Origin of the sequence: Nocardia brasiliensis, assembly GCF_011801125.1 — a bacterium.
GTDB classification, from domain to species: domain Bacteria; phylum Actinomycetota; class Actinomycetes; order Mycobacteriales; family Mycobacteriaceae; genus Nocardia; species Nocardia brasiliensis_C.
Map to the genome: position 1 here is coordinate 7107896 of NZ_CP046171.1, position 26049 is coordinate 7133944.

Annotated in this window: 26 protein-coding genes and 1 pseudogene; 11 read left to right on the forward strand and 16 right to left on the reverse strand. The window is 66.9% G+C overall.

Going from position 1 to position 26049, the window contains the following annotated elements; genetic code table 11:
* Positions 1–232: 232 nt before the first annotated feature.
* Entirely contained in the window at positions 233–1009 is a 777-nt protein-coding gene (locus F5X71_RS32395; RefSeq protein WP_194250747.1) for an acyl-[acyl-carrier-protein] thioesterase, read from the forward strand.
* Between the two features lie 49 nt (positions 1010–1058).
* Here F5X71_RS32395 and F5X71_RS32400 read toward each other — a convergent pair whose 3' ends face one another.
* Complete coding sequence (locus F5X71_RS32400) at positions 1059–2729, reverse strand: FAD-dependent oxidoreductase (protein WP_167465408.1); 1671 nt, start codon at positions 2727–2729, stop codon at positions 1059–1061.
* A gap of 157 nt (positions 2730–2886) precedes the next feature.
* Between F5X71_RS32400 and F5X71_RS32405 the strand changes: the two genes are divergently transcribed.
* Positions 2887–3378, forward strand: coding sequence for a SixA phosphatase family protein (locus F5X71_RS32405; protein ID WP_167465409.1), 492 nt, complete (start codon positions 2887–2889; stop codon positions 3376–3378).
* An 8-nt stretch (positions 3379–3386) separates the two neighbouring features.
* Here F5X71_RS32405 and F5X71_RS32410 read toward each other — a convergent pair whose 3' ends face one another.
* Positions 3387–3590 (reverse strand): hypothetical protein, encoded by a 204-nt coding sequence (locus tag F5X71_RS32410; RefSeq protein WP_167465410.1) that lies wholly within the window; start codon positions 3588–3590, stop codon positions 3387–3389.
* Between the two features lie 58 nt (positions 3591–3648).
* On the opposite strand from F5X71_RS32410, the gene F5X71_RS32415 reads away from it, so the two are divergent.
* Entirely contained in the window at positions 3649–4017 is a 369-nt protein-coding gene (locus F5X71_RS32415; protein WP_167465411.1) for a glyoxalase superfamily protein, read from the forward strand.
* Positions 4018–4045: 28 nt separating this feature from the next.
* On the opposite strand, the gene F5X71_RS32420 is transcribed toward F5X71_RS32415, so the two are convergent.
* Positions 4046–4348, reverse strand: a complete 303-nt coding sequence (locus F5X71_RS32420; protein WP_167465412.1) for a hypothetical protein — start codon at positions 4346–4348, stop codon at positions 4046–4048.
* A 156-nt stretch (positions 4349–4504) separates the two neighbouring features.
* On the opposite strand from F5X71_RS32420, the gene F5X71_RS32425 reads away from it, so the two are divergent.
* Together F5X71_RS32425 and F5X71_RS32430 are read left to right on the forward strand one after the other, a co-directional pair.
* Positions 4505–4960, forward strand: a complete 456-nt coding sequence (locus F5X71_RS32425; protein WP_167465413.1) for a MerR family transcriptional regulator — start codon at positions 4505–4507, stop codon at positions 4958–4960.
* 49 nt (positions 4961–5009) lie between these two features.
* Complete coding sequence (locus F5X71_RS32430) at positions 5010–5300, forward strand: putative quinol monooxygenase (protein WP_238815587.1); 291 nt, start codon at positions 5010–5012, stop codon at positions 5298–5300.
* 21 nt (positions 5301–5321) lie between these two features.
* Here F5X71_RS32430 and F5X71_RS32435 read toward each other — a convergent pair whose 3' ends face one another.
* Complete coding sequence (locus F5X71_RS32435; RefSeq protein WP_167465414.1) at positions 5322–5492, reverse strand: hypothetical protein; 171 nt, start codon at positions 5490–5492, stop codon at positions 5322–5324.
* Between the two features lie 123 nt (positions 5493–5615).
* On the opposite strand from F5X71_RS32435, the pseudogene F5X71_RS37650 reads away from it, so the two are divergent.
* The 3 genes and pseudogenes from F5X71_RS37650 to F5X71_RS32445 all read left to right on the forward strand — a co-directional run.
* A pseudogene (locus F5X71_RS37650) lies at positions 5616–6128 on the forward strand (carboxymuconolactone decarboxylase family protein); the annotation flags it as partial.
* Between the two features lie 21 nt (positions 6129–6149).
* Entirely contained in the window at positions 6150–6461 is a 312-nt protein-coding gene (locus F5X71_RS37655) for a GNAT family N-acetyltransferase (protein ID WP_342803780.1), read from the forward strand.
* Positions 6462–6610: 149 nt separating this feature from the next.
* Positions 6611–7600 carry a pirin family protein gene (locus tag F5X71_RS32445; protein WP_167465415.1) on the forward strand — a complete coding sequence of 330 codons (990 nt, stop codon included), beginning with the start codon at positions 6611–6613 and terminating at the stop codon, positions 7598–7600.
* Positions 7601–7615: 15 nt separating this feature from the next.
* Here F5X71_RS32445 and F5X71_RS32450 read toward each other — a convergent pair whose 3' ends face one another.
* Complete coding sequence (locus F5X71_RS32450) at positions 7616–7987, reverse strand: VOC family protein (protein ID WP_167465416.1); 372 nt, start codon at positions 7985–7987, stop codon at positions 7616–7618.
* 84 nt (positions 7988–8071) lie between these two features.
* On the opposite strand from F5X71_RS32450, the gene F5X71_RS32455 reads away from it, so the two are divergent.
* Complete coding sequence (locus F5X71_RS32455) at positions 8072–8542, forward strand: MarR family winged helix-turn-helix transcriptional regulator (RefSeq protein WP_167465417.1); 471 nt, start codon at positions 8072–8074, stop codon at positions 8540–8542.
* A gap of 100 nt (positions 8543–8642) precedes the next feature.
* Positions 8643–9272 (forward strand): hypothetical protein, encoded by a 630-nt coding sequence (locus F5X71_RS32460; protein WP_167465418.1) that lies wholly within the window; start codon positions 8643–8645, stop codon positions 9270–9272.
* A 4-nt stretch (positions 9273–9276) separates the two neighbouring features.
* On the opposite strand, the gene F5X71_RS37330 is transcribed toward F5X71_RS32460, so the two are convergent.
* Complete coding sequence (locus F5X71_RS37330; protein ID WP_238815589.1) at positions 9277–9435, reverse strand: hypothetical protein; 159 nt, start codon at positions 9433–9435, stop codon at positions 9277–9279.
* Positions 9436–9702: 267 nt separating this feature from the next.
* Here F5X71_RS37330 and F5X71_RS32470 point away from each other — a divergent pair, with 267 nt between their 5' ends.
* Positions 9703–10713: an aldo/keto reductase gene (locus F5X71_RS32470; RefSeq protein WP_167465419.1), complete on the forward strand. Its 1011-nt coding sequence runs from the start codon at positions 9703–9705 to the stop codon at positions 10711–10713.
* A gap of 15 nt (positions 10714–10728) precedes the next feature.
* Here F5X71_RS32470 and F5X71_RS32475 read toward each other — a convergent pair whose 3' ends face one another.
* The 10 genes from F5X71_RS32475 to F5X71_RS32515 all read right to left on the reverse strand — a co-directional run bounded on the left by F5X71_RS32475 (position 10729) and on the right by F5X71_RS32515 (position 26049).
* The gene (locus tag F5X71_RS32475; protein ID WP_167465420.1) at positions 10729–11199 is read right to left on the reverse strand and encodes a PaaI family thioesterase; all 471 of its coding nucleotides are present in this window, start codon (positions 11197–11199) and stop codon (positions 10729–10731) included.
* 223 nt (positions 11200–11422) lie between these two features.
* Positions 11423–11554: a hypothetical protein gene (locus tag F5X71_RS37555; protein ID WP_275106757.1), complete on the reverse strand. Its 132-nt coding sequence runs from the start codon at positions 11552–11554 to the stop codon at positions 11423–11425.
* Positions 11555–11565: 11 nt separating this feature from the next.
* A complete protein-coding gene (locus F5X71_RS32480; RefSeq protein WP_167465421.1) occupies positions 11566–12597 on the reverse strand; it encodes an alpha/beta fold hydrolase in 1032 nt (343 codons plus the stop codon).
* A gap of 275 nt (positions 12598–12872) precedes the next feature.
* Complete coding sequence (locus F5X71_RS32485; protein ID WP_167465422.1) at positions 12873–16826, reverse strand: DNA-directed RNA polymerase subunit beta'; 3954 nt, start codon at positions 16824–16826, stop codon at positions 12873–12875.
* 104 nt (positions 16827–16930) lie between these two features.
* Complete coding sequence (locus tag F5X71_RS32490) at positions 16931–20437, reverse strand: DNA-directed RNA polymerase subunit beta (RefSeq protein ID WP_167465423.1); 3507 nt, start codon at positions 20435–20437, stop codon at positions 16931–16933.
* A 396-nt stretch (positions 20438–20833) separates the two neighbouring features.
* A complete protein-coding gene (locus F5X71_RS32495; protein WP_167465424.1) occupies positions 20834–21541 on the reverse strand; it encodes a hypothetical protein in 708 nt (235 codons plus the stop codon).
* A 12-nt stretch (positions 21542–21553) separates the two neighbouring features.
* The gene (locus F5X71_RS32500; protein WP_167465425.1) at positions 21554–22258 is read right to left on the reverse strand and encodes a hypothetical protein; all 705 of its coding nucleotides are present in this window, start codon (positions 22256–22258) and stop codon (positions 21554–21556) included.
* A 64-nt stretch (positions 22259–22322) separates the two neighbouring features.
* A complete protein-coding gene (locus tag F5X71_RS32505) occupies positions 22323–23564 on the reverse strand; it encodes an MCE family protein (RefSeq protein WP_167465426.1) in 1242 nt (413 codons plus the stop codon).
* Complete coding sequence (locus F5X71_RS32510; protein WP_167465427.1) at positions 23561–24778, reverse strand: MCE family protein; 1218 nt, start codon at positions 24776–24778, stop codon at positions 23561–23563. The genes F5X71_RS32505 and F5X71_RS32510 overlap by 4 nt, the downstream gene beginning before the upstream one ends.
* 17 nt (positions 24779–24795) lie before the next feature.
* Complete coding sequence (locus F5X71_RS32515) at positions 24796–26049, reverse strand: MCE family protein (protein WP_167465428.1); 1254 nt, start codon at positions 26047–26049, stop codon at positions 24796–24798.

Below are 26049 nucleotides of genomic sequence, written 5' to 3' on the forward strand. Positions count from 1 at the left end.
ATGCTTGCCCAGGGATCGTACCGGCGCCCGTACCACCCGTCCCCACGAGCGGAATCCGGCCACGCGCCGTGTCGCCACCCGCGGCGAACCCGGCTGGTAGTGCCGGTTTTCCCGAACATCGGACCGAGTACTGACGCACTCGGCGCGCTGGTGTGACCTACACCCCCGTAAAGTCGTCTCAGAACAGCACCACACGAAGAACGCGGCACCCCGTGCAGCGCGAGGAGCACCAGTGTCACTCGATCAGCCACTCGCCCCGCTTCCCCAGGAGGGCATAGGCTTTGCCTCGGCGTGGCCCATCAGGGCGGGCGATGTGGACCCCTACGACCGGCTGCGGTTCGACGCCATCGCCCGCTATCTGCAGGACATCGCCTGGGAGAACCTGCACAAGACGTTACTGCACCATTCCGATCCGAACTGGATCGTGCGGCGCACGGTGATCGATGTGATCCGGCCGATCCTGTGGCCGGACGAGGTACGACTACTGCGCTGGTGCTCGGCGCTGTCGACCCGCTGGGCGAATATGCGTGTCCGGGTGACCAGCGGCAACGGCGGGCTGATCGAAACAGAGGGCTTCTGGATCAACATCAGCGAGCTGACCCAGCGGCCCGCCAGGATCAGTGACGAGGGCCTGGCCTATCTGGCGCAGACCACCCAGGAACATCGGCTGCGGTGGCGGCCGTACCTGACCGACACCACCCCGATCGAATCCGACACCGACATGCCGTTTCCGGTGCGCGCGACCGACATCGACCAGTACAACCACGTCAACAACGCCTGTTACTGGCAGGCGGTGGAGCAATTCCTGGTCGAGTACCCGAAGCTGCTGGCGGGCCCGCACCGCGCGGTGATCGAGTACGTCGCGCCGGTGCTCGCCCGCCAGCACGTCACCGTGCGCAGCCGCTACGAGCCGGGCGACCGCACCGGCCGGCCGGTGCTGCGGCTGTGGTTCGTGGTCGGCGGCGTCACCACCACGGTGGTGCGCATCATGCCGCTGCCGCCGGAATAGCCCGTGCGGCGGCCGATCGGGGATTGCCACCCGATCGACCCGCTCGCCCTCAGCCGCGCGCGGCCTTCAGCAGGTCCGCCCGCGTGGTGAACTTGACCCGTGGCCTGCCCGCGGACTTGCCCGCCGCGCGCTCGGCCTGGTCGATCGCCCGCCAGCCTGCCCGATCCACCAGATCGGCCTGCCGCTCGTGCAGCAGCGCCCGCAGCGCCGCCCGATCCGCTTCGGGCGCGTCGAGTTTGCCCGCGGTGAAATCGGCGATGAGATGTTCCACGGTCGCCTCGGCGTCGACCCGGTTCGAGCCGATCACACCGCGGGGACCGCGCTTGATCCAGCCGCTGACGTACACACCGGGCAGCGGGGTACCGTCGGCGGCCAGCACCCGGCCGTGCTCGTTCGGCACGATGCCGCGCCGCTCGTCGAAGGGCAGATCCGCGACGGGCGCGCCACGGTAACCGATCGACCGCAGCACCAAGCCGGTCTCGATGGTCTCGCGGCGATCGGTCGCCCTGGCCATGAGTTCACCGCTGTCGGTGCACAATTCGTTGTGCGCGAACTCGATCGCGGTCACCCGGTCGGTGCCGTGCAGCGCGGTCGGCGAGGCCAGATAGCGGAAGACGATCCGCTTGTTGGCCGGGTCGCGCGGCGCGTTCGCGTACTCCTGGGCCAGGGTGTACTTGAGCTTGAGCGACGGCTCGATGTCCGGGTCGTCCAGGATCGCCTGGCTCGCGTGATCGAGCTCGAGGTCGGCCGCGTCGACCACCACATCGATGCCGTCGAGGTGGGCCAGCGCGAGGAACTCCGACGATGTGTACGCCGCCTGCAGCGGGCCGCGCCTGCCGAGCACCACCACCTCGCGGATATTGCTGCGCCGCAGCGCGTCCAGCGCGTGGTCGGCGATATCGGTCTTGGCCAGCTCATCCGGGGATACGGTGAGCACCCGAGCCACATCGAGAGCGACATTGCCGTTGCCGACGATCACCGCGCGCTCGCCGGACAGATCGAACTGCCGATCGGCGTAGTCGGGATGGCCGTTGTACCAGGCGACGAACTCGGTGGCCGAGTGGCTGCCCGCCAGGTCCTCGCCCGGCACGTCGAGGCGGCGGTCGGTCGAGGCGCCCACCGCGTAGATCACCGCGTGATGGTGGCGCAGCAGCTCCTCGTGCGAGACATGCGTGCCGACCTCGACATTGAGGTAGTACTGCAGGGTCTCGCGCCGGAACGCGGACTCGAACAGTCCCGAGACCGTCTTGGTGCCCGGGTGGTCGGGCGCAACGCCACTGCGGACCAGGCCCCACGGGGTGGGCACCCGGTCGAACATCTCGATCTCGACATCGGCGCGGCGCAGCAGTTCGTCGGCCGCGTAGCAGGCCGCGGGGCCGGCCCCGACGATCGCGACGCGCAGCGTGCCGAGCTCCTTCGGCGGCCGCGGCGGCGTGACGATCGGGTCGAAGTTGGACTCGAGCGGGTGTCGTTCGAAGTACGCGGCATTGATGTCGCGGTATCGGGCCAGCGACGCGGTCAGATCGTCCTCGGAGAAGATGGCCTCCACCGGGCACGCGTCGACACACGCCCCACAGTCGATACAGGTGTCGGGGTCGATGTAGAGCATCTCGGTGGTCGCGAACTCCGGTTGGTCCGGGGTCGGACGGATGCAATCGACTGGGCACTCGGAAACGCAGCTGGCGTCGTTGCAACAACGCTGCGTGATGACGTAGGCCATATTGTCAAGATCCTCGAAGATGTACGTGGGCTGTAGGCCACCCGGTGGGCAGAGGTGGACAAAACGTCACGTCGCGCAATCGCCGCGGTGTGACGCCGCTTTCAGTTTGCCTCGAGTGTGGTCGAGGCCATGCGACCGGAGGCCTTACGGTATCTCCATGGTGCGGACTCTGATCCTCATGCGGCACGGAAAGTCGGCATATCCCGACGGTGTCGACGACCACGAACGCCCGCTTGCCCCGCGCGGGCAACGCGAAGCGGGCTTGGCGGGGGAATGGTTGCGCCGCACCCAGCCGCCGATCGACGCCGTGCGGTGTTCCACCGCCACGCGCACCAGGCAGACGCTGGCGGCCACCGGCATCACCGCGCCGGTCGTCTACGAGGCGGGCATCTACGAGGCCTCGCCGCAGACCCTGATCGAATTGGTCCAGCTCAGCGACGACGACGTCGCGACGCTGCTGGTGATCGGGCATGCGCCCGGAATGCCGTGGACGGCATGGGAGTTGGCGAGCAACCGCGCTTCGGCGCCGGCCATCGAGCTCAGCCGAAAGTTTCCCACCTCGGCGCTGGCGGTGCTCGAGTTCGACCGACCGTGGGCGCAGGTCGACCCGGGAGCCGGAGAGCTGGTGCGCTTCCACATCCCCCGCTGAGCGGACGCTCAGCGGAGCAGCTTGCCGCCGACCACTACGACCGCGCCGAGCACGACCAGCAGCACGAACGCGGCGAAGCCGCCGACCAGCCACCACACGAGCGCGACCGCGAGTGCCACCGGCGCGACCGCGATCGCGGTGATCACGGGGCTTTCTTTGACCGTCGCCCAGGCCGAACGGGCCCGGATCCGGTCGATGTCCTTACCTGGCATGGCACCAGGGTAGGCCCGAATCCGGGACTTTGTCGGTGCACGGTGCCATGCTCTGGCAATGGATTGGAAAATCGAGCTCATCGCGATCCCGGTCACCGACGTCGATCGGGCGAAGGACTTCTACACCGGCATCGGTTTCAACGCCGATCACGACCACCGGGTCGACGAGAACGTGCGGTTCGTGCAGCTCACCCCGCCCGGCTCGGCCTGCTCGATCTGCATCGGCGAAGGCGTCACCGACGCGGCTCCCGGCAGCGTCGTCGGCATGCAGATCGTCGTCGCCGACGCCGAGGCCGCCTACAAGCAGCTGAGCGCCGCGGGCGTGGCCGCCAGCCCGGTCGAGGAACTCCCCTGGGGTAAGTTCACCTACTTCGCCGACCCCGACGGCAACAAGTGGGCCATCCAGGAACTGCCGAACTACGGCTGAGCCCGCGCCACCGCGACCCGCCTGACCGTCAGCCGAGCTGCTTCAGATCGATGGTCAGCGGGCACGGCGAGGAGGTGGTGAAGGTTCCGGTCACCTCGCCGTCGTCGGCGTACCCGAGTTCCTCGGTGAGCCGGAAGGCGACCAGGTGCGCTGGAAGCTGCGCGTCTACTTGGCTGGAAAGCCGCATACCCGCGACATTGTGGCGCGGTTTCAGCGACGGCGAAATGGCGAGAACCCCCTCTTGCAACTCGCGGCGAACCAGCTCGTCCTCATCGAGTGCCAAATAGTCGGCAATCGTCAGCAGCCGCCACGGTTCCGGAAGTGCCGTCACCCTCGCTCCTCAGCTCGCCCCACCCGGTCGGCTCCAGTGCCCCACGCAAAGCACCGGATCGGCGGGAAGGCATTGGGGTTTCGGCAGAATGAGGGTTGCTTGGAGCGCACTCCAGGCGACTAGCGTCGACTGGGTTCAGACGGAAAGGCGAATGTCGTGAGTGAAACCGCGCGCAACGAGCGAGGCAGCGACCGGGAAACGCCGCGCTATTCGATCGGGGAGGTCTCCGAGCGCTCGGGGCTGACCAGGGACACGTTGCGCTGGTACGAACGGATCGGGTTGATGGACTACATCGGCCGCGATCGCACCGGCAAGCGGCGCTTCAGCGACCGCGACCTGGAGTGGCTGACCCTGATCGGCCGGCTGCGCACCACCGGCATGTCGGTGGCCGACATGGTCCGGTACGCGGAACTCGTGCGCGCGGGGGATTCGACGTTCCCCGAGCGACTGGCGATGTTCCGCAAGACGCGTGCCGAGGTGCTCGCCAAGATCGACGAACTGCGGCAGACCGTGGCCGTGCTCGACTACAAGATCGACATATACGAGGGCAAGGCACAACCTGTGCGACCGATCCCGAGCAACGCGCGGAACGGCGAAGGACTCCGGGTATGACCGGCGACCCGAATGGATAGCAAGCACCACAACAGATCTGGAGTACAACGTGGCCAACCTGACGCTCAATGTCCGATTCACCGCCAAGCCGGGCCGGGAGTCCGAGCTGCGCGAAGTGCTGGAGAACTTGGTCGCGCCGACTGTCGCCGAGCCGGGCTGCGTGCGCTACGAGCTGTACCTGCACCCCACCGATCCGGCCAAAATGGTGCTGCTCGAGGAGTGGATCGACGCCGACGCGCTGGCCGAGCATTTCGAGACCCCGCACCTGAAGCAGGGCGCGGCCGCGTTGGACGAGATCCTGGTCGAGCCGTTCCAGTTGCGCCGGTTCGTCGAGCTCTGATTCGAAACACCCGCGGCCCGGTCAGTGGACGCCGCGGCCACCGAGCGACGCGCTGACCACCGCGGGCGGAGTCCACCCCGCCAGCAGATCGGCCCGTTCCTGCGCGGTGAGATCCTGCCTGGCCCAGATCCGATGCGCGCCGCGCCGGCAGGCGGCGACCAGGGTGGGTGCGGTCCGGTTGCGAAACCTCATGGCATTGCTCCTTCGACGAACTCTCCCATTCTCGGAGCGCGCCACGGGTCGGCGCGAGGTCTGGACAACGATCTCTACGAGTTCTGAACACCGCCGTAACAAGACGTGGACTTCGGTCCGTTTATGCGCCGCCCCGCGGCGGGCCCGATCCAGGAGGGGCTAGCATCCATCAAGGTGAAGCCCGATCAATCGCATGACCGCGTCTGGATCGACAAGCAGACGCCCGGTGTCTATCGCGCACTCGTCAAGGTCGCCAACGAAGTACGGGCCGCGGCGACGGCGGTGGGCCTGGACCGCAAACTCGTCGAACTGATCAACATGCGGGTTTCGCAGATCAACGGCTGTGCGGTCTGCCTGGACGTGCATGGGCGTGCCGCGCTCGCCGCGGGGAATACCGCGCAGGAACTCGCGGTTCTGCCGGCGTGGGACCGCACGGATCTGTACTCGCCGCTCGAGCGGGCCGTCCTGCGACTGGCCGAGGTCACCACGACCCTGCCGGACGAGGACACGCTGGAGCGGGCCTACACGGCGGCTCGCGAGGTCCTGACCGACGATCAGCTGTCCACCGTCATCTGGGTGGCCACGACGATCGGCGCGTTCAATCGCGTGTCGATCCTGAGCAAACACCCGGTACGCACACCGAAGGAGCACTCGACCATGACCGCAGCCACACCCGACGCCAAGGTCGTCCGTAACGACGAGAAGCACCGCTACGAGGTGACCTACGGCGGCGAGCTCGCCGGGTTCGCCGAGTACGAGGAGCGCGGCACGGAGACCGTGTTCACCCATACCGAGATCGACGGCGCGTTCTCCGGTAAGGGGCTGGGCAGCATTCTGGCCAAGCAGGCCATCGAGGACGCCGTCGAGCGCAAGCGCGAGATCCGGCCGCTGTGCCCGTTCATCAAGGCCTACCTGGACAAGCACCCGCAGTACGACGCGCATGTCATCGGCAAGGGGATCACCCGGTGAGCGGAGCGGAGTCGTGAGCGAGCCTCAGCGAGCGAACCGAAGGCACAGTGTGTGTCACGCACGACGGAGCGGAGCGGAGTCGTGAGCGAGCCTCAGCGAGCGAACCGAAGGCACAGTGTGTGTCACGCACGACGGAGCGGAGCGGAGTCGTGAGTGATCTGGAGGCTCGTCCGGAGGAAGCACTGTGTGAACCGGCGCCGGGCCCCGGCCCGGTCGCGGAGCTGTATCCGGCCCGTGAGGTGCCGCTCGGCGGCGTACGTGGCGTGTTCGTGGAACGCGTGCTGCCGCAACGGGATCTGCCGACCGTCGGCGCGTGGTGCTTCCTCGATCATTTCGGCTCGCCCACCGTCACCACGACGGGCGCCTCCCCGGATATCGATCCGCATCCGCACATCGGCCTGCAAACGGTGACCTGGCCGTTCGACGGACGGATCCGGCACCGTGATTCGGTCGGCTCGGACGTCGCGATCGCGCCGGGTCAGCTGAATCTGATGACCTCGGGGCGCGGCATCGCACACTCCGAATACGGTGTCGCGGGCGCACCCGCCGGGCACGGTCTGCAGCTGTGGATCGCCTTGCCCGGCAACCGAACCGGGATCGCCCCGCATTTCGAACAGCACCGTGAGCTGCCGATCCATCGAGCGGACGGCATCGAGGCCGTGGTGCTGATCGGCACGCTGGCCGGGCACACCTCACCGGCAACCGCGTACACCCCGATCGTCGGCGCCGACATCCGGCTGACCGCGGGCGCCGAGACCACCCTCGCGGTCGAGCCCGCCTTCGAGCACGCCGTGCTGGTGATCGAGGGTGAGGTGCGCGTCGACGGCACGCCGTTGACCGCGGGACCACTGCTGTATCTCGGCACCGAACGCACCGAGCTGTCGTTTTCCAGTGCGCACGGCGCGCATTTCGCGTTGATCGGCGGCGAGCCGTTCGGCGAGGAACTGGTGATGTGGTGGAATTTCGTCGCGCGCAACCACGACGAGATCGTGTCGGCCCGAAACGATTGGGAGAACCACAATCTCGGCCGGTTCGCCGATATCGCGGGACACCCGCCGCAGCAGCGCATTCCGGCCCCACCGCTGCCCGCGCTGCATTTGAAGCCGCGTAAACGCCGGATCGGCCCGGCCCGCACCTGATTCCGCGGCCACCGATCACGGTGCGACGGTGAACAATTCGTAGCTGTGGCCGTCCGGGGCGAGCACGTAGACGCCCCGGCCACCCACCAGCTGTCGCACGGCCCGGTCCCAGCCGTGCCCCACCCCGGCGCCGAACTCGATATCGGGCCGTCGCGTGAGCCGATCCATTACCGCGTCGAAGGTGTCGTCGTCGACGAGAAAGGCGTAGTGGCCGGGCGCTACGGCGGTACGGTCGTCGAAGTCGAGGGTCAGGTCATCGTTGACCCGCACCGGCACGAAGGGACCGGTCGGCGGGCCCACCGACAGCCCGAGCAGATCGGCGAAAAACCGTGCGGCGGCGTGCCGGTCGGCCGACGCAACGATGGTGTGGTTGAGGACTATGGTCACGACTACCTCCCAGAAGTATGCGATTCACATACAAATATACATGCGATACGCATGCTAATACGGGCCGCGAGCTAGGCTGGAGTCATGAGCAGACGGGCGATCGAACGATCAGGAAGCGCCACCGACGGCGGGCTCGCACTGTTCCGGCTGGTGCGCTTCTGGTCCCGTCGCTGGATCAACCGGACCTCGGAAAACCTGCCCGCGCAATTGCGCGGCGCACAGCACGTGCAAGTGGTCGAGGCGGTCGCGGCGACCGTCGAGCAGGGTGGCGAGGCGACCATCGGCACCGTGGCACATCAACTCGGACTTGACCATTCGGGCGCGAGCCGGATGGTGCGCGACGCCACCGCGGCGGGCCTGCTCGCCCGCACCGCCGCCGCGCACGACCGACGCAAGACCTTCCTCGCCCTGACCACCGACGGCGAGCAACTACTGGCCGACGCCTACACCTGGCAACGCCAGGTCTTCGCCGAACTCACCGCGGACTGGGACGACGCCGACCGCAAACGATTCGCCGGCTATCTGCGCAGGCTCAGCGAACAGTTGCCGCGCTGAACCGAGTTGTGTTGCGCTCGAGGCTCTTCAGCCGCGGGCCAGCAGCGGGTATCGTGCCCGATCGAATACCCGCGCAGGGGCAGCGCCAGAAAAGAGCACGATGAGCATCTCCAGAATCGCCGCTACGACACTATGCGCCATCGTGGCCACGGTCATCACCTCGGGCGGCGCCAACGCGAACCCCGCCGACACACCCGACGGACCGCTCGATGTGCGCGGCACCTTCGAAGACATCGACTACCGGGTCGCGGCCTCCGCCGACCGCAGGGCCGCGGTGGCGACCATCGCGCACGGTCGTTTCGAGGTGATCCACGACGGGCGCGTCGTCACGCTCAACGATCACAACGGCAATGTCGTTGCCGCACTGCCGATGGCACTGCGCGTCGGCGACCGACAGGTGGCAGTGCGTCCGGTGGTCGAGGATGCCGGACATCGTCTCGTGCTCGCCCCCGTCGGCCAGTCAGGTGCGCCGCTGCGCGACGTGCGTGCGCAGGAGCGCTTCTTCGCCGAGGTCGAGAAGGCGATGCCGATCGTGGTGGCGGGCGCCGGAATCGGCGCCGCGATCGGGTTCGTGCTCGGCTTTCCGCTCGGTCTGTTCGTGCTCGACTTCATCACGGTGCCGCTCACGACGGTGCTCGGCGCCGCGATCGGCGCGGCGGCGGGGCTGGCCATGGCGGGCGGACAACCCGCGATCGACGCGGCCCTCGAATACGCCTCCGGCGCACCCTGAGCCGTCAAGGCGCGATATCCGGGAGCGCGGCGAGCTCCTGAGTGCCGATGACGCGCAACAGATCCAGCTTCTCGGCCGCGTCGGTACCCGGACGCGGCAGGTAGACCAGTAGCCGCTGCGCGGCACTCGGCGTCAGCAGCGTTTCGCAGACTGTATCGATCAAGCCGACCTACGGATGCAGGATGCGTTTGGTGTCCTAAAGACGCACCGCCACTCATCGCGGCGCAGGCCTGGGGTGCGGCGCCGGGCACCGGGTGGCAAACCCACCGCCGCCGGCGTCAGCTGCTCGCGGCGGCGGCGCAGGAAGTCGGCGAGTTCGGTGCGTTCCATGCCACCACTGTGCCCCGAAACGGCCGGGTCAACCAGGGATCGGCGATCCCCCGATAGACCGTCTTTGTCGCGCGCCGGTCGATGGGTTCAGGCTGGTGACATGACGACATCGAAGATTCGCACAGTTCAGCTCGGTAAGACCGGCCCCGAGGTCAGCCGGATCGGACTCGGCGCGATGGGCATGTCCGGGATGTACGGCGCCACCGACGACGCCGAATCAACGGCCACCATCCACGCCGCGCTCGACGCGGGCGCGAACCTGATCGATACGGGCGATTTCTACGGCGCGGGCCACAACGAGCTACTGATCGGCAAGGCCATCGCGGCGCGGCCCCGCGAGGACATCGTGCTCAGCGTGAAGTTCGGCGCGCTGCGCGGACCCGGGGGCACCTGGGGTGGCGTGGACACCCGGCCCGAGGCCCTGCGCAACTTCCTGACCTACAGCCTGCAGCGGCTCGGCGTCGACTATGTCGACATCTACCGGCCCGCCCGGCTGGACCCGAACGTGCCGATCGAGGACACCGTCGGCGCGATCGGCGAACTCGTCGCGGCCGGTTATGTCCGGCACGTGGGATTGTCCGAGGTCGGCGCGGACACCATCCGCCGGGCCGCGGCCGTGCACCCGATCGCCGACCTGCAGATCGAGTACTCGCTGCTCTCGCGCGGTATCGAAGCCGAGATCCTGCCGGTCTGCCGGGAATTGGGCATCGGCGTCACCGCCTACGGCGTGCTGTCGCGCGGGTTGCTCAGCAACTCGGTACAGGCCGGAAATACATTCGCGGCCAGCGATTTCCGCGCCCACAGCCCGCGCTTCCAAGGCGCGAACCTGGACCGGAACCTGGAACTGGTGGCCGCGCTCGCCGAGATCGCCACCGCGAAAGCGGTTTCGGTGGCGCAGCTGGCCATCGCCTGGGTGCTGACCCGCGGCTCGGACATCGTGCCGCTCGTCGGCGCACGCCGCCGCGAACGCTGGGCCGAGGCGGTCGGCGCGCTCGACATCGCGCTCACCGAGGCCGAACTGGCCACCATCGAGGCGGCCGTGCCGGTCGATCGGATCGCGGGCGAGCGTTATGCGGCCGAGCAGATGGACATGCTGGACAGCGAGCGGTAGCGCCCGGCCGCCACGCTATCGGCGGCGTGGCCGGATCACCGCGGTGAACGCCGCCGCGGCGACGGACTTTCCGGAGGTGTCGGTGATGTTCACCGGCACCTCCAGTTCGATCGGCACCCTGGCGGCGATATCGGTGCGCACCTGCTGCAAGGTGTCGCCTGCGACCTCGGACGTGGCCAGAAACGGCCCGGCGTCGCCTTTCGCGCGGGCCCGGTATTCGATCCGGCCGTCCCTGGCCACGATGAAGGTTTCACCCATCAGGTCGACGATCCCCGACACCGACGCGCCCATCGCCGCGGTCTCGGCCAGGCCGAACAGTACCGCCGCGTGCAGATCGCCGTTGTGGTTCAGATGTTCCGCGCGCGGTGCCATGCGCACGACGTTGCGGCCTGCGTCGAACTCCACCCCCTCGATCCCTGTGAACTGGATGAACCCCAGCTTCTGGAATCCCGCCATCACCAACTCCCCCATGGCCGCGTTGTCCATCGCATCTCCCGCCGAACTCCAGAACTGAAACGTGTTCTATTTACATACCCCGTCCGACACCCCCCTGTCTACGCCGTAGCACCTCCGTCTACGCCGTAGCTCCTACCGCCTCGCCAGAGTCACACGCACCGGATTCGGTAGACGTGAAATGGCCCAACGGGTCTCGCAGTACGAGTGCGCAGTACCGGGCTCGGCCCTCAGCTCGGGAGTCGACCCTGGTCTGTCAGTCACGTTCTCGTTCGCCGAGGTGTTCTGGATAGTCGTCGCCTCGGTCACGGATGTCGTCCCAGACCGCGAGCACTACGATGCCTGCCAACAGCAGCGGGCCGAGCACGGCCGCCACGATGCATTCCATGACCCGCCCGATCAGACGGGTCCGCCCGGCCTTCGCAAGAGTTCCGTTAGGGCGGTGTCGATGAACTGCGTGTCGGCGGGGTTGCCGCCGAAACCGGCGAAATGGCCCCAGATCCCGGGAATCACGCGCAGTTCGGCGCCGGGGATGTGCCCGACCGCCCACGCCTCATCCTCCGGCGGAAAGTACAGGTCCTTCTCGGCGGGCAGCACCAGGGTGGTCGCCCGGATCGAGGCCAGCGCGGCCTCGGTGTCGCCGTCGAAGCCGGGCGTGCGGCCGACATCGGCGTGCTGCCAGGTCCACAGCATGGCAAGCAGGTTGTTAGGGTCGCGATCGTCGAGGAAGAAGCCCTCCCAGAAGGCGACGAGGAAATCCTCCAGCGAGGAGTAGCCGAGCTTCTCGTACTCGCGCTCCCAGTAGAAGGCCTGCGAAAAGCCCCAGCCCGCGTAAACCCGTGCCAGCGCCCGCAATCCGGTGGTCGGCCAGCGCTCGCCGTACCAGCCGCCCGCGAAGGCCGAGTCGGCGGTGAGCGCCGCCCGCACACCCTCCAGAAAGACCTTGTTGTGCACGCTGGTTCGGGCCGAACCGCAGAACGGAGCGATCCGGCGCACCATTTCCGGATGACTCACCGCCCACTGATAGGTCTGGCCGGCCCCCATCGACCAGCCCGTCACCAGCGCCAGCCGCTCGATGCCGAATTGCTCTGTCACCAAACGGTATTGCGCCGCCACCTGGTCGTACATCGTGATGTTCGGGAACCGCGCCCGGTCGTAGGGCGGCGGGGTGTTGCTCGGCGAGCTGGACAGCCCGTTGCCGAGCATGTTCGGCACGATGATGAAGTACTTCGCCGGGTCGAGCGCCATACCCGCGCCGATCAGCCACTCGTTGTCGCCGTGCCGCCCCGAATACCACGTCGGATACACCACCGCGTTGCTTTTGTCGGCGTTCAACTCGCCGTAGGTGGCGTAGGCCAGAAACGCACCACGCAGGGTCGCCCCGTGCTGAGTGGTGAAGTCACCGAGATCGAAGATCTGGTGGTCGGTCATGCAACGGCTCGCTTTCAGCAATGGAGAGAACACATTTCGGCTGAGGACACCAGCCGCAGTACCCACCACCCACAGCCAAACCCCATCAACTGAAAATATTCTCACAGAAACTATCCGCGCCGGAATGCTCTTATGATCACGCTTCGGATACCAAAACGCCGATCGCGCAGCCCTTCTCGATCCCGCTACGGCGAGTCTCACGGCATGTCGTCACGAACCGTCGACAAAGCAAACGGCCCCCCGCTCCGAAGAGCGAGGGGCCGTCGGCGTTCCGGTCAGCGGTAGTCGCTGAAGCCGTAGTCGTCGAGCGGGACTGCGGCGCCGGTGGTTTGGCCGAAGCTGTCCGGGCTGTAGTAGGTGTCGTCGTAGGACGGCACCGCGTACGCGGCGGCACGGGCTTCTTCGGTCGGCTGCACCTGGATGTTGCGGTACCGGTTGATGCCGGTACCGGCCGGGATCAGCTTACCGATGATGACGTTCTCCTTGAGGCCGATGAGCTTGTCGGAGCGGCAGTTGATCGCCGCGTCCGTCAGGACTCGAGTGGTCTCCTGGAACGACGCCGCCGACAGCCACGAATCGGTCGCGAGCGACGCCTTCGTGATACCCATCAGCACCGGGCGACCCGCCGCGGGCTCGTTGCCCTCGGCGACGACGCGACGGTTGGAGGCCTCGAACTCGGAACGCTCGGTGAGCGAGCCGGGCAGGAACTCCGTCGCGCCCGAATCGATGATCGTCACGCGACGCAGCATCTGGCGCACGATGACCTCGATGTGCTTGTCGTGGATCGACACACCCTGCGAGCGGTAGACCTCCTGGACCTCGTGGACCAGGTGGATCTGTACCTGACGGGGGCCCATGATGCGCAGCACCTCGTGCGGATCCGCCGCGCCTTCCAGCAGCTGCTGGCCGACCTCGACGTGGTCGCCGTCGGAGAGCAGACGCTCGGTGCCGTCGTCGTGCTTGAACACGCGCAGTCGCTGCCGCTTCGAGAGCTTGTCGTAGACAACCTCTTCGCCACCGTCATCCGGGATGATGGTGATCTTGTAGAAGCGGTCGTCGTCCTCGAGCCGCACCCGGCCGGAGACCTCGGCGATCGGCGCCTTGCCCTTGGGCACACGAGCCTCGAAGAGCTCCTGCACACGGGGCAGACCGCCGGTGATGTCATCGCCCGCGACACCACCCTGGTGGAAGGTACGCATGGTCAGCTGGGTACCGGGCTCACCGATGGACTGCGCGGCGACGATACCGACGGCCTCGCCGATGTCGACCAGCTTGCCGGTCGCCATGGAGCGGCCGTAGCAGGTCGCACACACGCCGGTGCCGGTGGTGCAGGTCAGCACGGAGCGGACCTTCACCTCGGTGATGCCCGCGTCGAGCAGCGCCTCGATGGCCGGGTCGCCGAGGTCGGCGCCCTTGCCGACGACAACGTTGCCGTTGGCGTCCACCGCGTCGGACGCGAGCGTCCGAGCGTAGGCACTGGTCTCGACGTGCGCGTCGCGGATGATGGTGCCGTCCGGCTGCTTCTCCGCGATCGGCACCACGATGCCGCGCTCGGTGGCGCAGTCGTGCTCGCGCACGATCACGTCCTGCGAGACGTCCACCAGACGACGGGTCAGGTAGCCCGAGTCGGCGGTACGCAGCGCGGTATCGGCCAGACCCTTACGCGCACCGTGGGTGTTGATGAAGTACTCCAGCACCGTCAGGCCCTCACGGAAGGAGGACTTGATCGGCCGCGGGATGAACTCACCCTTCGGGTTCGTCACCAGGCCCTTCATACCCGCGAGGGTACGAGTCTGGGTGAAGTTACCGGTGGCGCCCGAGTCGACGATCGTGATGATCGGGTTGTCGGCCGGGTAGTGCGACCGCAGCGCGCGACCGACTTCTTCGGTCGCCTCCTGCCAGATCTTCACCAGGGCGTTGTTGCGCTCCTGGTGATCGAGGGCACCGCGCTGGTACTTCTTCTCGATCTGGTCGGACTGCGCCTCGTAGCGCTCCATGATCTCGGTCTTCTCCGGCGGCACGAGCACGTCGGACATCGAGACCGTCACGCCGGAACGGGTGGCCCAGTAGAAGCCGGCGTCCTTCAGCTTGTCGACGGTCTGCGCGACCACGATCATCGGGTAACGCTCGGCCAGATCGTTGATGATCGTGGCCTGACGCTTCTTCGGCATCTGCTCGTTGATGAACGCGTAGTCCGCCGGGAGCAGCTCGTTGAAGATCACGCGACCGAGGGTGGTCTCCGCGATCCACGCGTCGCCGCGCTGCCAGCCGTCCGGGAACTGCGCCGCCTCGATGTCCTTCGGCGGACGCTGCTCGGTGAGCCGCACCTTGATCAGCGAACGCACGGTGAGCTCACCGCGGTCCACCGCCATCTGCGCCTCGGCGGGCGAGGAGTACACGCCGAACTCGGCGGAATCCTTGGTGGCAGGCCGGTATTCGCCCTTGCCGCCCTCTTCGAGGCGGGTCAGGTAGAACAGGCCGGTCACCATGTCCAGACGGGGCATCGCCAGCGGGCGACCCGAGGCGGGCGAGAGGATGTTGTTCGAGGACAGCATCAGGATGCGGGCCTCGGCCTGGGCCTCCGCCGACAGCGGCAGGTGCACCGCCATCTGGTCACCGTCGAAGTCGGCGTTGAACGCTTCACAGACGAGCGGGTGCAGCTGGATCGCCTTACCCTCGACGAGCTGCGGCTCGAACGCCTGGATGCCGAGACGGTGCAGGGTGGGCGCGCGGTTGAGCAGCACCGGGTGCTCGGCGATGACCTCTTCGAGGACATCCCACACCTGGGGACGCTGCCGCTCCACCATCCGCTTGGCGGACTTGATGTTCTGCGCGTGGTTCAGGTCGACCAGGCGCTTCATCACGAACGGCTTGAACAGCTCCAGCGCCATCAGCTTGGGCAGACCGCACTGGTGCAGCTTCAGCTGCGGGCCGACGACGATGACCGAACGGCCCGAGTAGTCGACGCGCTTACCGAGCAGGTTCTGCCGGAACCGACCCTGCTTGCCCTTGAGCAGATCGCTCAGCGACTTCAGCGGGCGGTTACCCGGTCCGGTGACCGGGCGGCCGCGACGACCGTTGTCGAACAGCGCGTCCACGGACTCCTGCAGCATCCGCTTCTCGTTGTTGACGATGATCTCGGGCGCACCAAGATCGATCAGTCGCTTGAGGCGGTTGTTGCGGTTGATCACGCGGCGGTACAGGTCGTTCAGGTCGGAGGTGGCGAAGCGGCCACCGTCGAGCTGAACCATCGGGCGCAGCTCCGGCGGGATCACCGGAACGGCGTCGAGCACCATGCCCATCGGCGAGTTGCCGTTGGTCTGGAACGCCGCGACGACCTTGAGCCGCTTGAGCGCGCGCAGCTTCTTCTGGCCCTTGCCGCTGCGGATGGTCTCCCGCAGGCTCTCGGCCTCGGCATCGATGTCGAAGTTCTCCATCAGCTTCTGGATGGACTCCGCACCCATGGCGCCGGTGAAGTATTCGCCGTAGCGGTCGATCAGCTCGCGGTAGAGCACCTCGTCGACGATGAGCTGCTTGGGGGCCAGCTTGGTGAAGGTGGTCCAGATCTCGTCGAGCCGGTCCAGCTCACGCTGGGCCCGGTCGCGCAGCTGACGCATCTCGCGCTCGCCGCCGTCCTTGACCTTGCGGCGCACGTCGGACTTGGCACCCTCGGCCTCGAGCTCGGCCAGGTCGGCCTCGAGCTTCTGGGCGCGGGCCTCCAGGTCGGCGTCGCGCTGATCGGCGACCGCCTTCTTCTCGACCTCCATCTCGGCTTCGAGAGTGCTGAGCTCGTTGTGGCGCAGCTCCTCGTCGACCCCGACGATGACGTAGGCGGCGAAGTAGATGATCTTTTCCAGATCCTTCGGCGCCAGGTCGAGCAGGTACCCGAGGCGCGAGGGCACGCCCTTGAAGTACCAGATGTGGGTGACCGGGGCGGCCAGCTCGATGTGGCCCATCCGCTCACGACGCACCTTGGCGCGAGTCACCTCGACGCCACAGCGCTCACAGATGATGCCCTTGAAGCGCACGCGCTTGTACTTGCCGCAGTAGCACTCCCAGTCCCGGGTGGGACCGAAGATCTTCTCGCAGAACAAGCCGTCCTTCTCCGGCTTGAGCGTGCGGTAGTTGATGGTCTCCGGCTTCTTCACCTCGCCGAAGGACCACTGGCGAATGTCGTCGGCGGTGGCAAGGCCGATCCGGAGTTCATCGAAGAAGTTGACGTCTAGCACGTAACTTCCTTTCCCCTGTACGGGTCGAATTCGAGCAAAAGTTCACTAGTGGGTAAAACGCGGAGCCGAATGCCGTGCTGGCGCAACGGCATTCGGCCTACCGCCTAGTTCGCCAGATCGTCTACGGTGGCGGCTTCGTTCCTGGACAGGTTGATGCCCAGGTTCGCGGCCGCGCGCTCGAGATCCTCGTCGTCGCCGTCGCGCATCTCGATCGCGGCGCCGTCGGATGACAGCACCTCGACGTTGAGGCACAGGGACTGGAGTTCTTTGAGGAGCACCTTGAACGATTCCGGGATGCCTGGTTCCGGAATGTTCTCGCCCTTGACGATCGCCTCGTAGACCTTCACGCGGCCGACCACGTCGTCGGATTTGATGGTGAGCAGTTCCTGCAGCGTGTAGGCGGCGCCGTAGGCCTGCATCGCCCAGCACTCCATTTCACCGAAGCGCTGGCCACCGAACTGGGCCTTACCGCCGAGCGGCTGCTGGGTGATCATCGAGTACGGGCCGGTCGAGCGGGCGTGGATCTTGTCGTCGACCAGGTGGTGCAGCTTGAGGATGTACATGTAGCCGACCGCCACCGGGTACGGGAACGGTTCACCCGAACGCCCGTCGAGCAGCGTCGCCTTGCCGTTGTCGTCGACCATGCGCTCACCGTCACGGTTGGGCAGGGTCGAGGCCAGCAGACCGGTGAGCTCCTCCTCGCGGGCGCCGTCGAAGACCGGCGTCGCGATGTTGGAGTTCGACGGAGCGCCGAGCATCTCCTCCGGCAGTGCCTTGGCCCAGTCGGGACGGGTTCCGTCCGCGGCGACGTCGACGTTCCAGCCGGCCTTGCCGATCCACCCGAGGTGGGTTTCGAGGATCTGGCCGATGTTCATACGACGCGGCACACCGTGGGTGTTGAGGATGATGTCGACCGGGGTGCCGTCGGGCAGGAACGGCATGTCCTCGGTGGGCAGGATCTTGCCGATGACACCCTTGTTGCCGTGGCGGCCCGCGAGCTTGTCACCGTCTTGGATCTTGCGCTTCTGCGCGACGTAGACCCGCACCAGCTCGTTGACACCGGGGGGCAGATCGTCGTCGTCCTCGCGGGAGAACACCCGGATACCGATGACCTTGCCCGACTCACCGTGGGGCACCTTGAGCGAGGTGTCACGCACCTCGCGGGCCTTCTCACCGAAGATCGCGCGCAGCAACCGCTCTTCCGGGGTCAGCTCGGTCTCACCCTTCGGGGTGACCTTGCCGACCAGGATGTCACCGTCACGGACCTCGGCACCGATCCGCACGATGCCACGCTCGTCGAGGTCGGCCAGGACCTCGTCGGAGACGTTGGGGATATCGCGGGTGATCTCCTCGGCGCCGAGCTTGGTGTCGCGGGCATCGATCTCGTGCTCCTCGATATGGATCGAGGTCAGCACGTCCTCTTCCACCAGGCGCTGCGACAGGATGATCGCGTCCTCGTAGTTGTGGCCCTCCCACGGCATGATCGCGACGAGCAAGTTCTTGCCCAACGCCATCTCACCGTTCTCGGTGCACGGACCATCGGCGAGCACCTGACCGGTCTCGACCCGCTGACCCTCGTCCACGATCGGCCGCTGGTTCGCGCAGGTGCCCTGGTTGGAGCGGGCGAACTTGCGCATCCGGTAGCTCTTGCGGGTGCCGTCGTCGGCCATCACGGTGACATAGTCGGCCGAAACCTCCTCGACCACACCGCTCTTCTCGTTCACCACGACATCACCGGCGTCGACGGCGGCGCGCAGTTCCATGCCGGTGCCCACCACGGGGGCCTCGGAACGGATCAGCGGCACGGCCTGACGCTGCATGTTCGCACCCATGAGGGCACGGTTGGCGTCGTCGTGCTCGAGGAACGGGATCATCGCGGTCGCGACCGAGACCATCTGGCGCGGCGAGACGTCCATGTAGTCGACCTCGGACGCGGGAACGAGCTCGTTCTCCTCGTTGCCGCGGCGGCAGAGCACCCGGTCCTCGATGAAGCGGCCTTCCGCGTCGACCGGCGAGTTGGCCTGCGCGCGCACGTGCCGGTCTTCCTCGTCGGCGGTGAGGTACTTGACCTCGTCGGTGACCTTGCCGTCGACCACCTTGCGGTACGGCGTCTCGATGAAGCCGAACGGGTTGACCCGCGCGTACACCGACAGCGAACCGATCAGGCCGATGTTCGGGCCTTCCGGGGTCTCGATCGGGCACATGCGGCCGTAGTGCGAGGTGTGCACGTCGCGCACTTCCAGGCCGGCGCGCTCACGGGACAGACCACCCGGGCCGAGCGCCGAGAGACGGCGCTTGTGGGTCAGACCCGAGAGCGGGTTGTTCTGGTCCATGAACTGCGAGAGCTGGGAGGTGCCGAAGAACTCCTTGATCGCGGCGACGACCGGGCGGATGTTGATCAGGGTCTGCGGCGTGATCGCCTCGACGTCCTGGGTGGTCATCCGCTCGCGGACCACGCGCTCCATCCGGGACAGGCCGACCCGGATCTGGTTCTGGATCAGCTCGCCGACGGTACGCAGACGACGGTTGCCGAAGTGGTCGATGTCGTCGATCTCGACCGGGACCTCTTCGCCGCCGGGGGCGGTCATCACGCGGTCGCCCGCGTGCAGCCGGACCAGGTACTCGATCGTGGAGACGATGTCTTCCTTGGTCAGCACCGAGCCGGTGACCTGCTCGCCGAGGTGGATGCCGAGCTTCTTGTTGATCTTGTAGCGACCCACGCGGGCGAGGTCGTAGCGCTTCTCCTTGAAGAACAGGTTCTCCAGCAGGGTCTGCGCGGACTCCTTGGTCGGCGGCTCGCCCGGACGCAGCTTGCGGTAGATGTCCAGCAGCGCCTCGTCCTGACCGGCGGTGTTGTCCTTCTCCAGGGTCGACATCATGATCTCGGAGAAGCCGAAGCGCTCCACGATCTCTTCCGTCGTCCAGCCGAGGGCCTTGAGCAGCACGGTGACGGGCTGACGACGCTTGCGGTCGATGCGCACACCGACGGTGTCGCGCTTGTCGACGTCGAACTCCAGCCACGCGCCACGCGACGGAATGACGCGCACGCTGTGCAGGTCCTTCTCGGTGGCCTTGTCGACCGAGTGGTCGAAGTAGACACCCGGCGAGCGGACCAGCTGCGAGACGACGACGCGCTCGGTGCCGTTGATGATGAACGTGCCCTTGTCGGTCATCATCGGGAAGTCACCCATGAAGACCGTCTGGCTCTTGATCTCACCGGTGTTGTTGTTGATGAACTCCGCGGTGACGAACAGCGGCGCCGCGTAGGTCATGTCCTTGTCTTTGCACTCGTCGATCGAGGCCTTGACCTCTTCGAACCGAGGATCAGAGAAAGACAGGGACATCGAGCCGGAGAAGTCCTCGATCGGCGAGAGCTCCTCGAGCACCTCCTCGAGTCCCCCGACTAGCCCGACGTCGCCGCGCGCGGCAACTTTTTCACGCCATGACGGCGAACCGATCAACCATGCAAATGAGTCCGTCTGTAGATCGAGAAGTCCGGGCACCTCCAAGGGTTCACGGATCTTCGCGAAAGACACCCGCAACGGGGCTCCGGGGATTCCGGCAACTGCCTTGGTCTGGGTGGAGACTGCCAAGATGCGTCCTTCCAGCACCTCACGCGCGTCGCGTGGTGGTCCGCGACCGTCGCTTGTCTGCTACGAATTCCGCTGGTTACGACCCAAACAAAACCCGAACAGGCAACAACGGAAGTAACACCGGAAGGTGGAACTTACGTGTGCAAATCGAGGTATGGACAGGAGGCAGCCAGCGCAACGTCCAACCATACACCAATCGTCACGGGGGCGTCAACCTACCACCCGTGCGCACATTCACGTGGCTGGCGCGCCGCGTCCGAATCGCTGGCTGCGTCGAGGACGACGGGGCGCCGGGGAGCCACAGTGACGTTTCCCGGGTCGCTTCACTCCTGCCCGCCGAGAAACAGCTGCCACTCTTGTGAATAGCGTGACTGGTCGGGCGAAACTCGTCAAGTAGGCGCGAGAGCGACCCGATCACTGGTCGACGATGTCGCTGGCCAGCCAGCGCTCGCCCACCTTCTGCATGTGCAGCACGATCGGACCTGCGACGCTCTGCTGCGCCACACCGTTTTTCGTCGCGCTGACCACGAGGTTGACCAGCAGCTCGGCCCGGTCGTCGGCGAGCAAGGTCACCCCGATCGGGTCGGCCTTGGCATCGGCGCTGGTCTGCGCCTGCTTCACGGCCGAGATGGTGGTGTCGGCGTATTTGTCGAGATCGGCGAGCATCTTGCCGGTGAGCACCTGCTTGGCCGCGTCCCGGTAGCCGTCGATGTTCTTCACGTCGTAGGCGTAGACGGTCCGCAAGGCATGCTCGGCGGCGGCCCGCACCTCTTCGGTGGTCTTGTTGTCGACAAACGCCCTGTTCGAGTCGTCGACACCGGGGCGAAACGCGGCGAGCACCGCGAAGCCGCCGAGCAGCACCGCGGCGATCAGGCAGCCGGCGACCCACGTCCAGAACGAGCGGCCCGCGCGTGGCGCGCGAACCCGGGACGGACTCGTGCGCGTGGGTTCGGGACGCTGTTGCGTGCGGGCCTGCCGCTTGCCGACCGGGCGCGCGGTACCCGATACGCGTGGCTTGCGGATCGCGGTGTTACGCGGCGTCGCGGCGGAGCTGGTCCGTTGCGGTTCGGTGCCGGGTCGCCGCTTGGGTGTGAGCCGGTTGACCGGTTTACGAGAGGTCATGTGTCGTCGCTCCTACGATCCCGGTTTCGGCTCGGCGGGCGGCTGCTCGGCGGGCGGCTGCGCCCCCGCCGGTGGCTGCGGCGATTGGCCCTGCCCACCGCTGAGCAGCACCGGCTGGCTCAACGAGGAGATCTGCTCGGCCTTCCACACCTCGCCTGTCTTCGCGACGTCGACGTTCCAGGTGTAGCGGTACTCCGCGGGCGGCTTGTCCTTGCCGTGCTCGGTCACCTGCAGCACCACCAGCGCGGACGCCTTGTCCTTCTCGCTGTTCAACGTGGTCACGGCCGCGCCGAGCACCTTGGAGGTCATGCCGACGTTGGTCTGCTTCGCGAGCGTCTCGGCCTGATCCTTGTTCTTCTCCGCCGATTCGAGCAGCGCGCCGGTCATCGAGGAACGCGCCAGCGCGAGCGAACCCGGCACGTCGTCGAGATTCATCGAGGTCATGTTGAGCGCGGCCTGCCGGGCGGCATCGAGCGCGTTGTCCCTGGCGTCGGCGCGCGGTGCGTCGCTGACCGCGGCACGAATCCAGCCCGCACCGAACCAGACCGCCGCGACCAGTGCGACGAGCGCCAAGACCGCGGACCCGGCCAGCACGAGGGTGCGCCAGCGCCCCGAACCGGCCGGTTCGGCCTGGTCCCGGTCCTGCTTCGCCGCCACGGCGGTCTCGGCGGCACCCGTTGTGCGCTCCGCCTCACTCGCCGTGTCCTGCTCAGCCACGACTACGCCTCGACGATTCCTTCGCTTCGCTCACTCGTTCATTCACCTAACGTCGTCGGTCCTGTCACCGCTTCGGCGTAACGCCCATCAGGGTTGCCATCTGCACGGCGATCGGGCTCAGGTCGAGCCGTTCCGGATCGGTCTTGGGGACGTTGTCCCAGGGCTGCACGATGTTCGGATCGGCGAGCCCGGCCCGCTCACCACCGCGCACGGCGGTCGGATTGCCCTGCGGAACAAGGCATTTCGCATCCTTGTTGAAGGGGAACTCGTCGCGGGTGTCGTCGAAGTCGGGGTTTTGCGCCTTCATCTCCTCGAGGATCCGCTGCGTTCCCTCGTAGCCGACAGTACAGGCGGGCGGATTGTTGGTTTCCAGCACGAGCCCGAAGTGCGTAGTACCGTCGCCGGGCGCGGTGGCCGAACCGCCGATCGAGAGCTGCGGGATCATCTGCAGCAGCGGGCGGATCGCGAAGAACTTGGGTGAGATCGCCAGCAGCAGCTGGCGCAGGTTGCCCAGGTCCTGGGTGAGCGCGCTGCCGCTCTCCTGCAACAGCGCGCCGATCTGCTGGCCCGCGTCCTTTCCGGTACCGATCAGCCTGCGGATATCCGGGTCGCTGGAGCGCAGCTGCGCGGTCAGCTTGTCCAGGCCGTCGCTGAACTCACGGATCGCGTCGGACTGCTCGGCCTGGGTACCGAGCGCGACCCTGCCGTCGCGGATCAGCTGAATCGTCTGCGGCAGCGTCTCGTTGAACGTGGTGGTGAACTTGTTCAGCGAATCGACGAAGACCTGCAGGTCGTCGCCCTTGCCGTTGAACGCCTTGCCGAGCTCGCGCACGGTGGTGTTCAGCGCGGCCAGGTCGACCGAGCGGGTGAAGGTGTCCACGCTGGCGACCAGCTGCTGCACCGGCACCGGCGTGCTCGCCGAGGTGATCACCGAATTGTCGTGCAGGTACGGTCCCGCGTCGCTGTCGGGCTGCAGGTCGACGTATTGCTCACCGATCGCCGAACGGTTGGCCACCACGGCCTTCGCCGAGGCGGGGATCTTCGGTGAATCCGAATCGATGATCAGGTGCATCAGCACGCCGTCGCCGGTGAGCTCCAGGGTCCCGACCCGGCCGACCGGCACGCCGCGGTAGGTCACCTCGGCGCCCTTGTAGATGCCGCCGGTCTGGTCTGCCTGCACTTTCACGCCGTACTGACCGAAGCCGAGCATGTGATCGAGCCGGATGTACTTGGCACCGACGAACACCACGCCGACCACCGCGACGACCACGAACGCGAGCAGCTGCCAGCGCACCAATTTCGTCATCGCGGACCACCCACTCCGAGTTGCTCCAGAATCGCTCCTACCGGGTTCGGCGGCACGCCCGGTGCGGGCGGCTGGGCCATGTTCGGCGGCAGCGGCAGGATCGAGATCGTCGGCCAGCCCGAACGCGGGCCGTTCCCGTTGTAGTACGGGTTGGTCGGGTTCACCGGCACCGGCGGGCCGAAGGCAGGCGGGATGTACTCCGGATTCGGTTTGCCCACACCAAGATTGCTGAGCGTGACGCCGATCTGCTGATCCACCGACAGCCAGGTGTTGACCGAGCCGCCGAAGGTGGATTCCAGCGTGGAGTCCGGGAACGGATAGGTCGGGATCAGCGGGAACGCGGTGACCAGGTCCGGTGCGGCCTTACCGAGCTCCTGCAGCGTCGGGCGCAGCGAGGTCAGGTCGCGGATCAGGTCGTCCTTCGAGTGGTTGAGCACGTCGAAGCCGGCCTGCCCCACCCGATCCAGCTGGGTCAGCAGGCCGATGAGCTGCGGGCGCTGCTGCTCGAGAATCTTCACGCCCTCGGGCAGTTCGTCGAGCACCTTGCCGATCTGCTCGGTCTGCTGACTGACCCGGCTGCTCAGCACATCGAGACCGTCGAGCGCCCGCGTGATGTCGTCGACCTGATCGTCGAGTCCCTTGATCAGGGTGTTCGCCTGGTCGAGCAGCGAACGCACCCGCTCCTCGCGACCGCCGAGGGTCTTGTTCAATTCGGTGACGATCGGCTGCAGCTGAGCGACGCCACCACCGTTGAGCAGCAACGACATCGCGCCGAGCACCTGCTCGATCTCGGTGGCGTGCCTGGTGCGGTCGACCGTGATCACCGATCCGTCGCGCAGCTTCGCGGCGGCCGGATCGGCGGGCTTGGACAGCTCGATGAACTTCTCGCCCAAAAGGTTCGACTGCCGCACTTCGGCGTGCGCGTTGTCCGGCAGATCCACCGCGGCGTTCACCACGGTGCGCACCGTCGCGGTCCACTGGTCCTTGCCGATGGTGATGTCCTCGACCCGCCCGACCGGCACACCCTCCACCTTGACCGCGGACTGCGGCACCAGGTCGAGCACGTCGTCGAACTGGATGTCGATGCGCATCGGATGCTCGCCGACATCGGCGCCGCCGGGCAGTGGGACGCTGTAGATGCCGTCGGACGCGCACGAGGTGACCAGCACAGCGGTCAGCCCGACGGCCACCACGGCGCCCAATCCCCTTGCCACAGAACGGATTCGGCGACTCACCGCGCTCCTCCCTGGGACGGCGGCACCCGGTCCGACGGCGCGCCGGGCACCGTGCCCGGTACCGGGGCGCGCTGCTGGTTGTCCCCGCTGAGAATGCCGAACGGCAGGATCAGCGTCGGCGTCTTCACCCCGGCGGTGATCTGGTCGGAGATCTCCTGGCAGTGCTCGAGGATCGGGCGCATCTGCCTGCCGAGCGCCTCGAACTGCGGATCACCCGGCCGCAGCTTGGACACGTCGACCAGCTTGCACATCACCCCGAACGGATCCTGCAGGTCGGTGAAGTTGGCGCGCATGTCGAGGGTGCCGGACTCGGCGTTGTGGATGTTGATCAGGTTGCTCAGCGCCACCGGCAGCACGGGCAGCGCCGCGGCCAGATCGTCGCGCTGCTTGGCCAGCGTCTCGGTGAGCGTGGTCAAACCCTCGGCGTTGCTGGCGATCAGCTCGCGGTTGTTGTCGATGAACCGGGCGATGTCACCCAGCGCGACCGACAGCAGGTTCAGCGCGGCGCCGAGATCGTCGCGCTCACCGGCGAGGAAGGTCGACAGATCGGCGAGTTGCACATTGAACTGGCGCACCTGCGCGTCGTTCTCGGCCAGCATGGTCACGAAGGTCTGCAGGTTCTTGACCGTGTCGAAGATGTCGCCGCGCGCGTCGGAGAGGTACTTGGCCGCCTTGGACAGCTGGGTGAGGCTGTTGGCCAGCGCCTCGCCGTTGCCGTCGAGGTTCGCCGCGCCGGTGCGGACCAGGTCGTTGACCGCGCCCTCTTTGTTGGCACCGTTGGGCCCCAACGCATCCGAGAGTTCGGTAATGCTCTTGTACAGCTGATCGACCTCGACCGGGGTGACCGTGCGATCGCGCGCAATGGTCGCGGTGCGCGACATCTTCGGCCCACCGGTGTAGACGGGGGTGAGCTGGATATACCGATCGGACACGATCGAGGGCGTGATCTGCGCGGCCCGCGCGTCGGCGGGCACGTCGAAGCGGCGCTCGACGCTCATCACGATCTTGACCTGGTCGCCCTGCGGCTCGACCGAATCCACCGAGCCGACCGGAACGCCGAGGATGCGCACGTCCGAACCCTCGTAGATGCCCACCGAGCGATCGAAGTACGCGGTGATCTTGGTGGTGGTCATCCGGTCGAACAGCCACCACAGCACCCCGACCACGATCAGCACCGCGACCAGCACGAGCGCGATCGCGACCTTGGTCGGCCTGCTCGAATTCCGCAGTGCGGTCAGCCGATCCGCCAT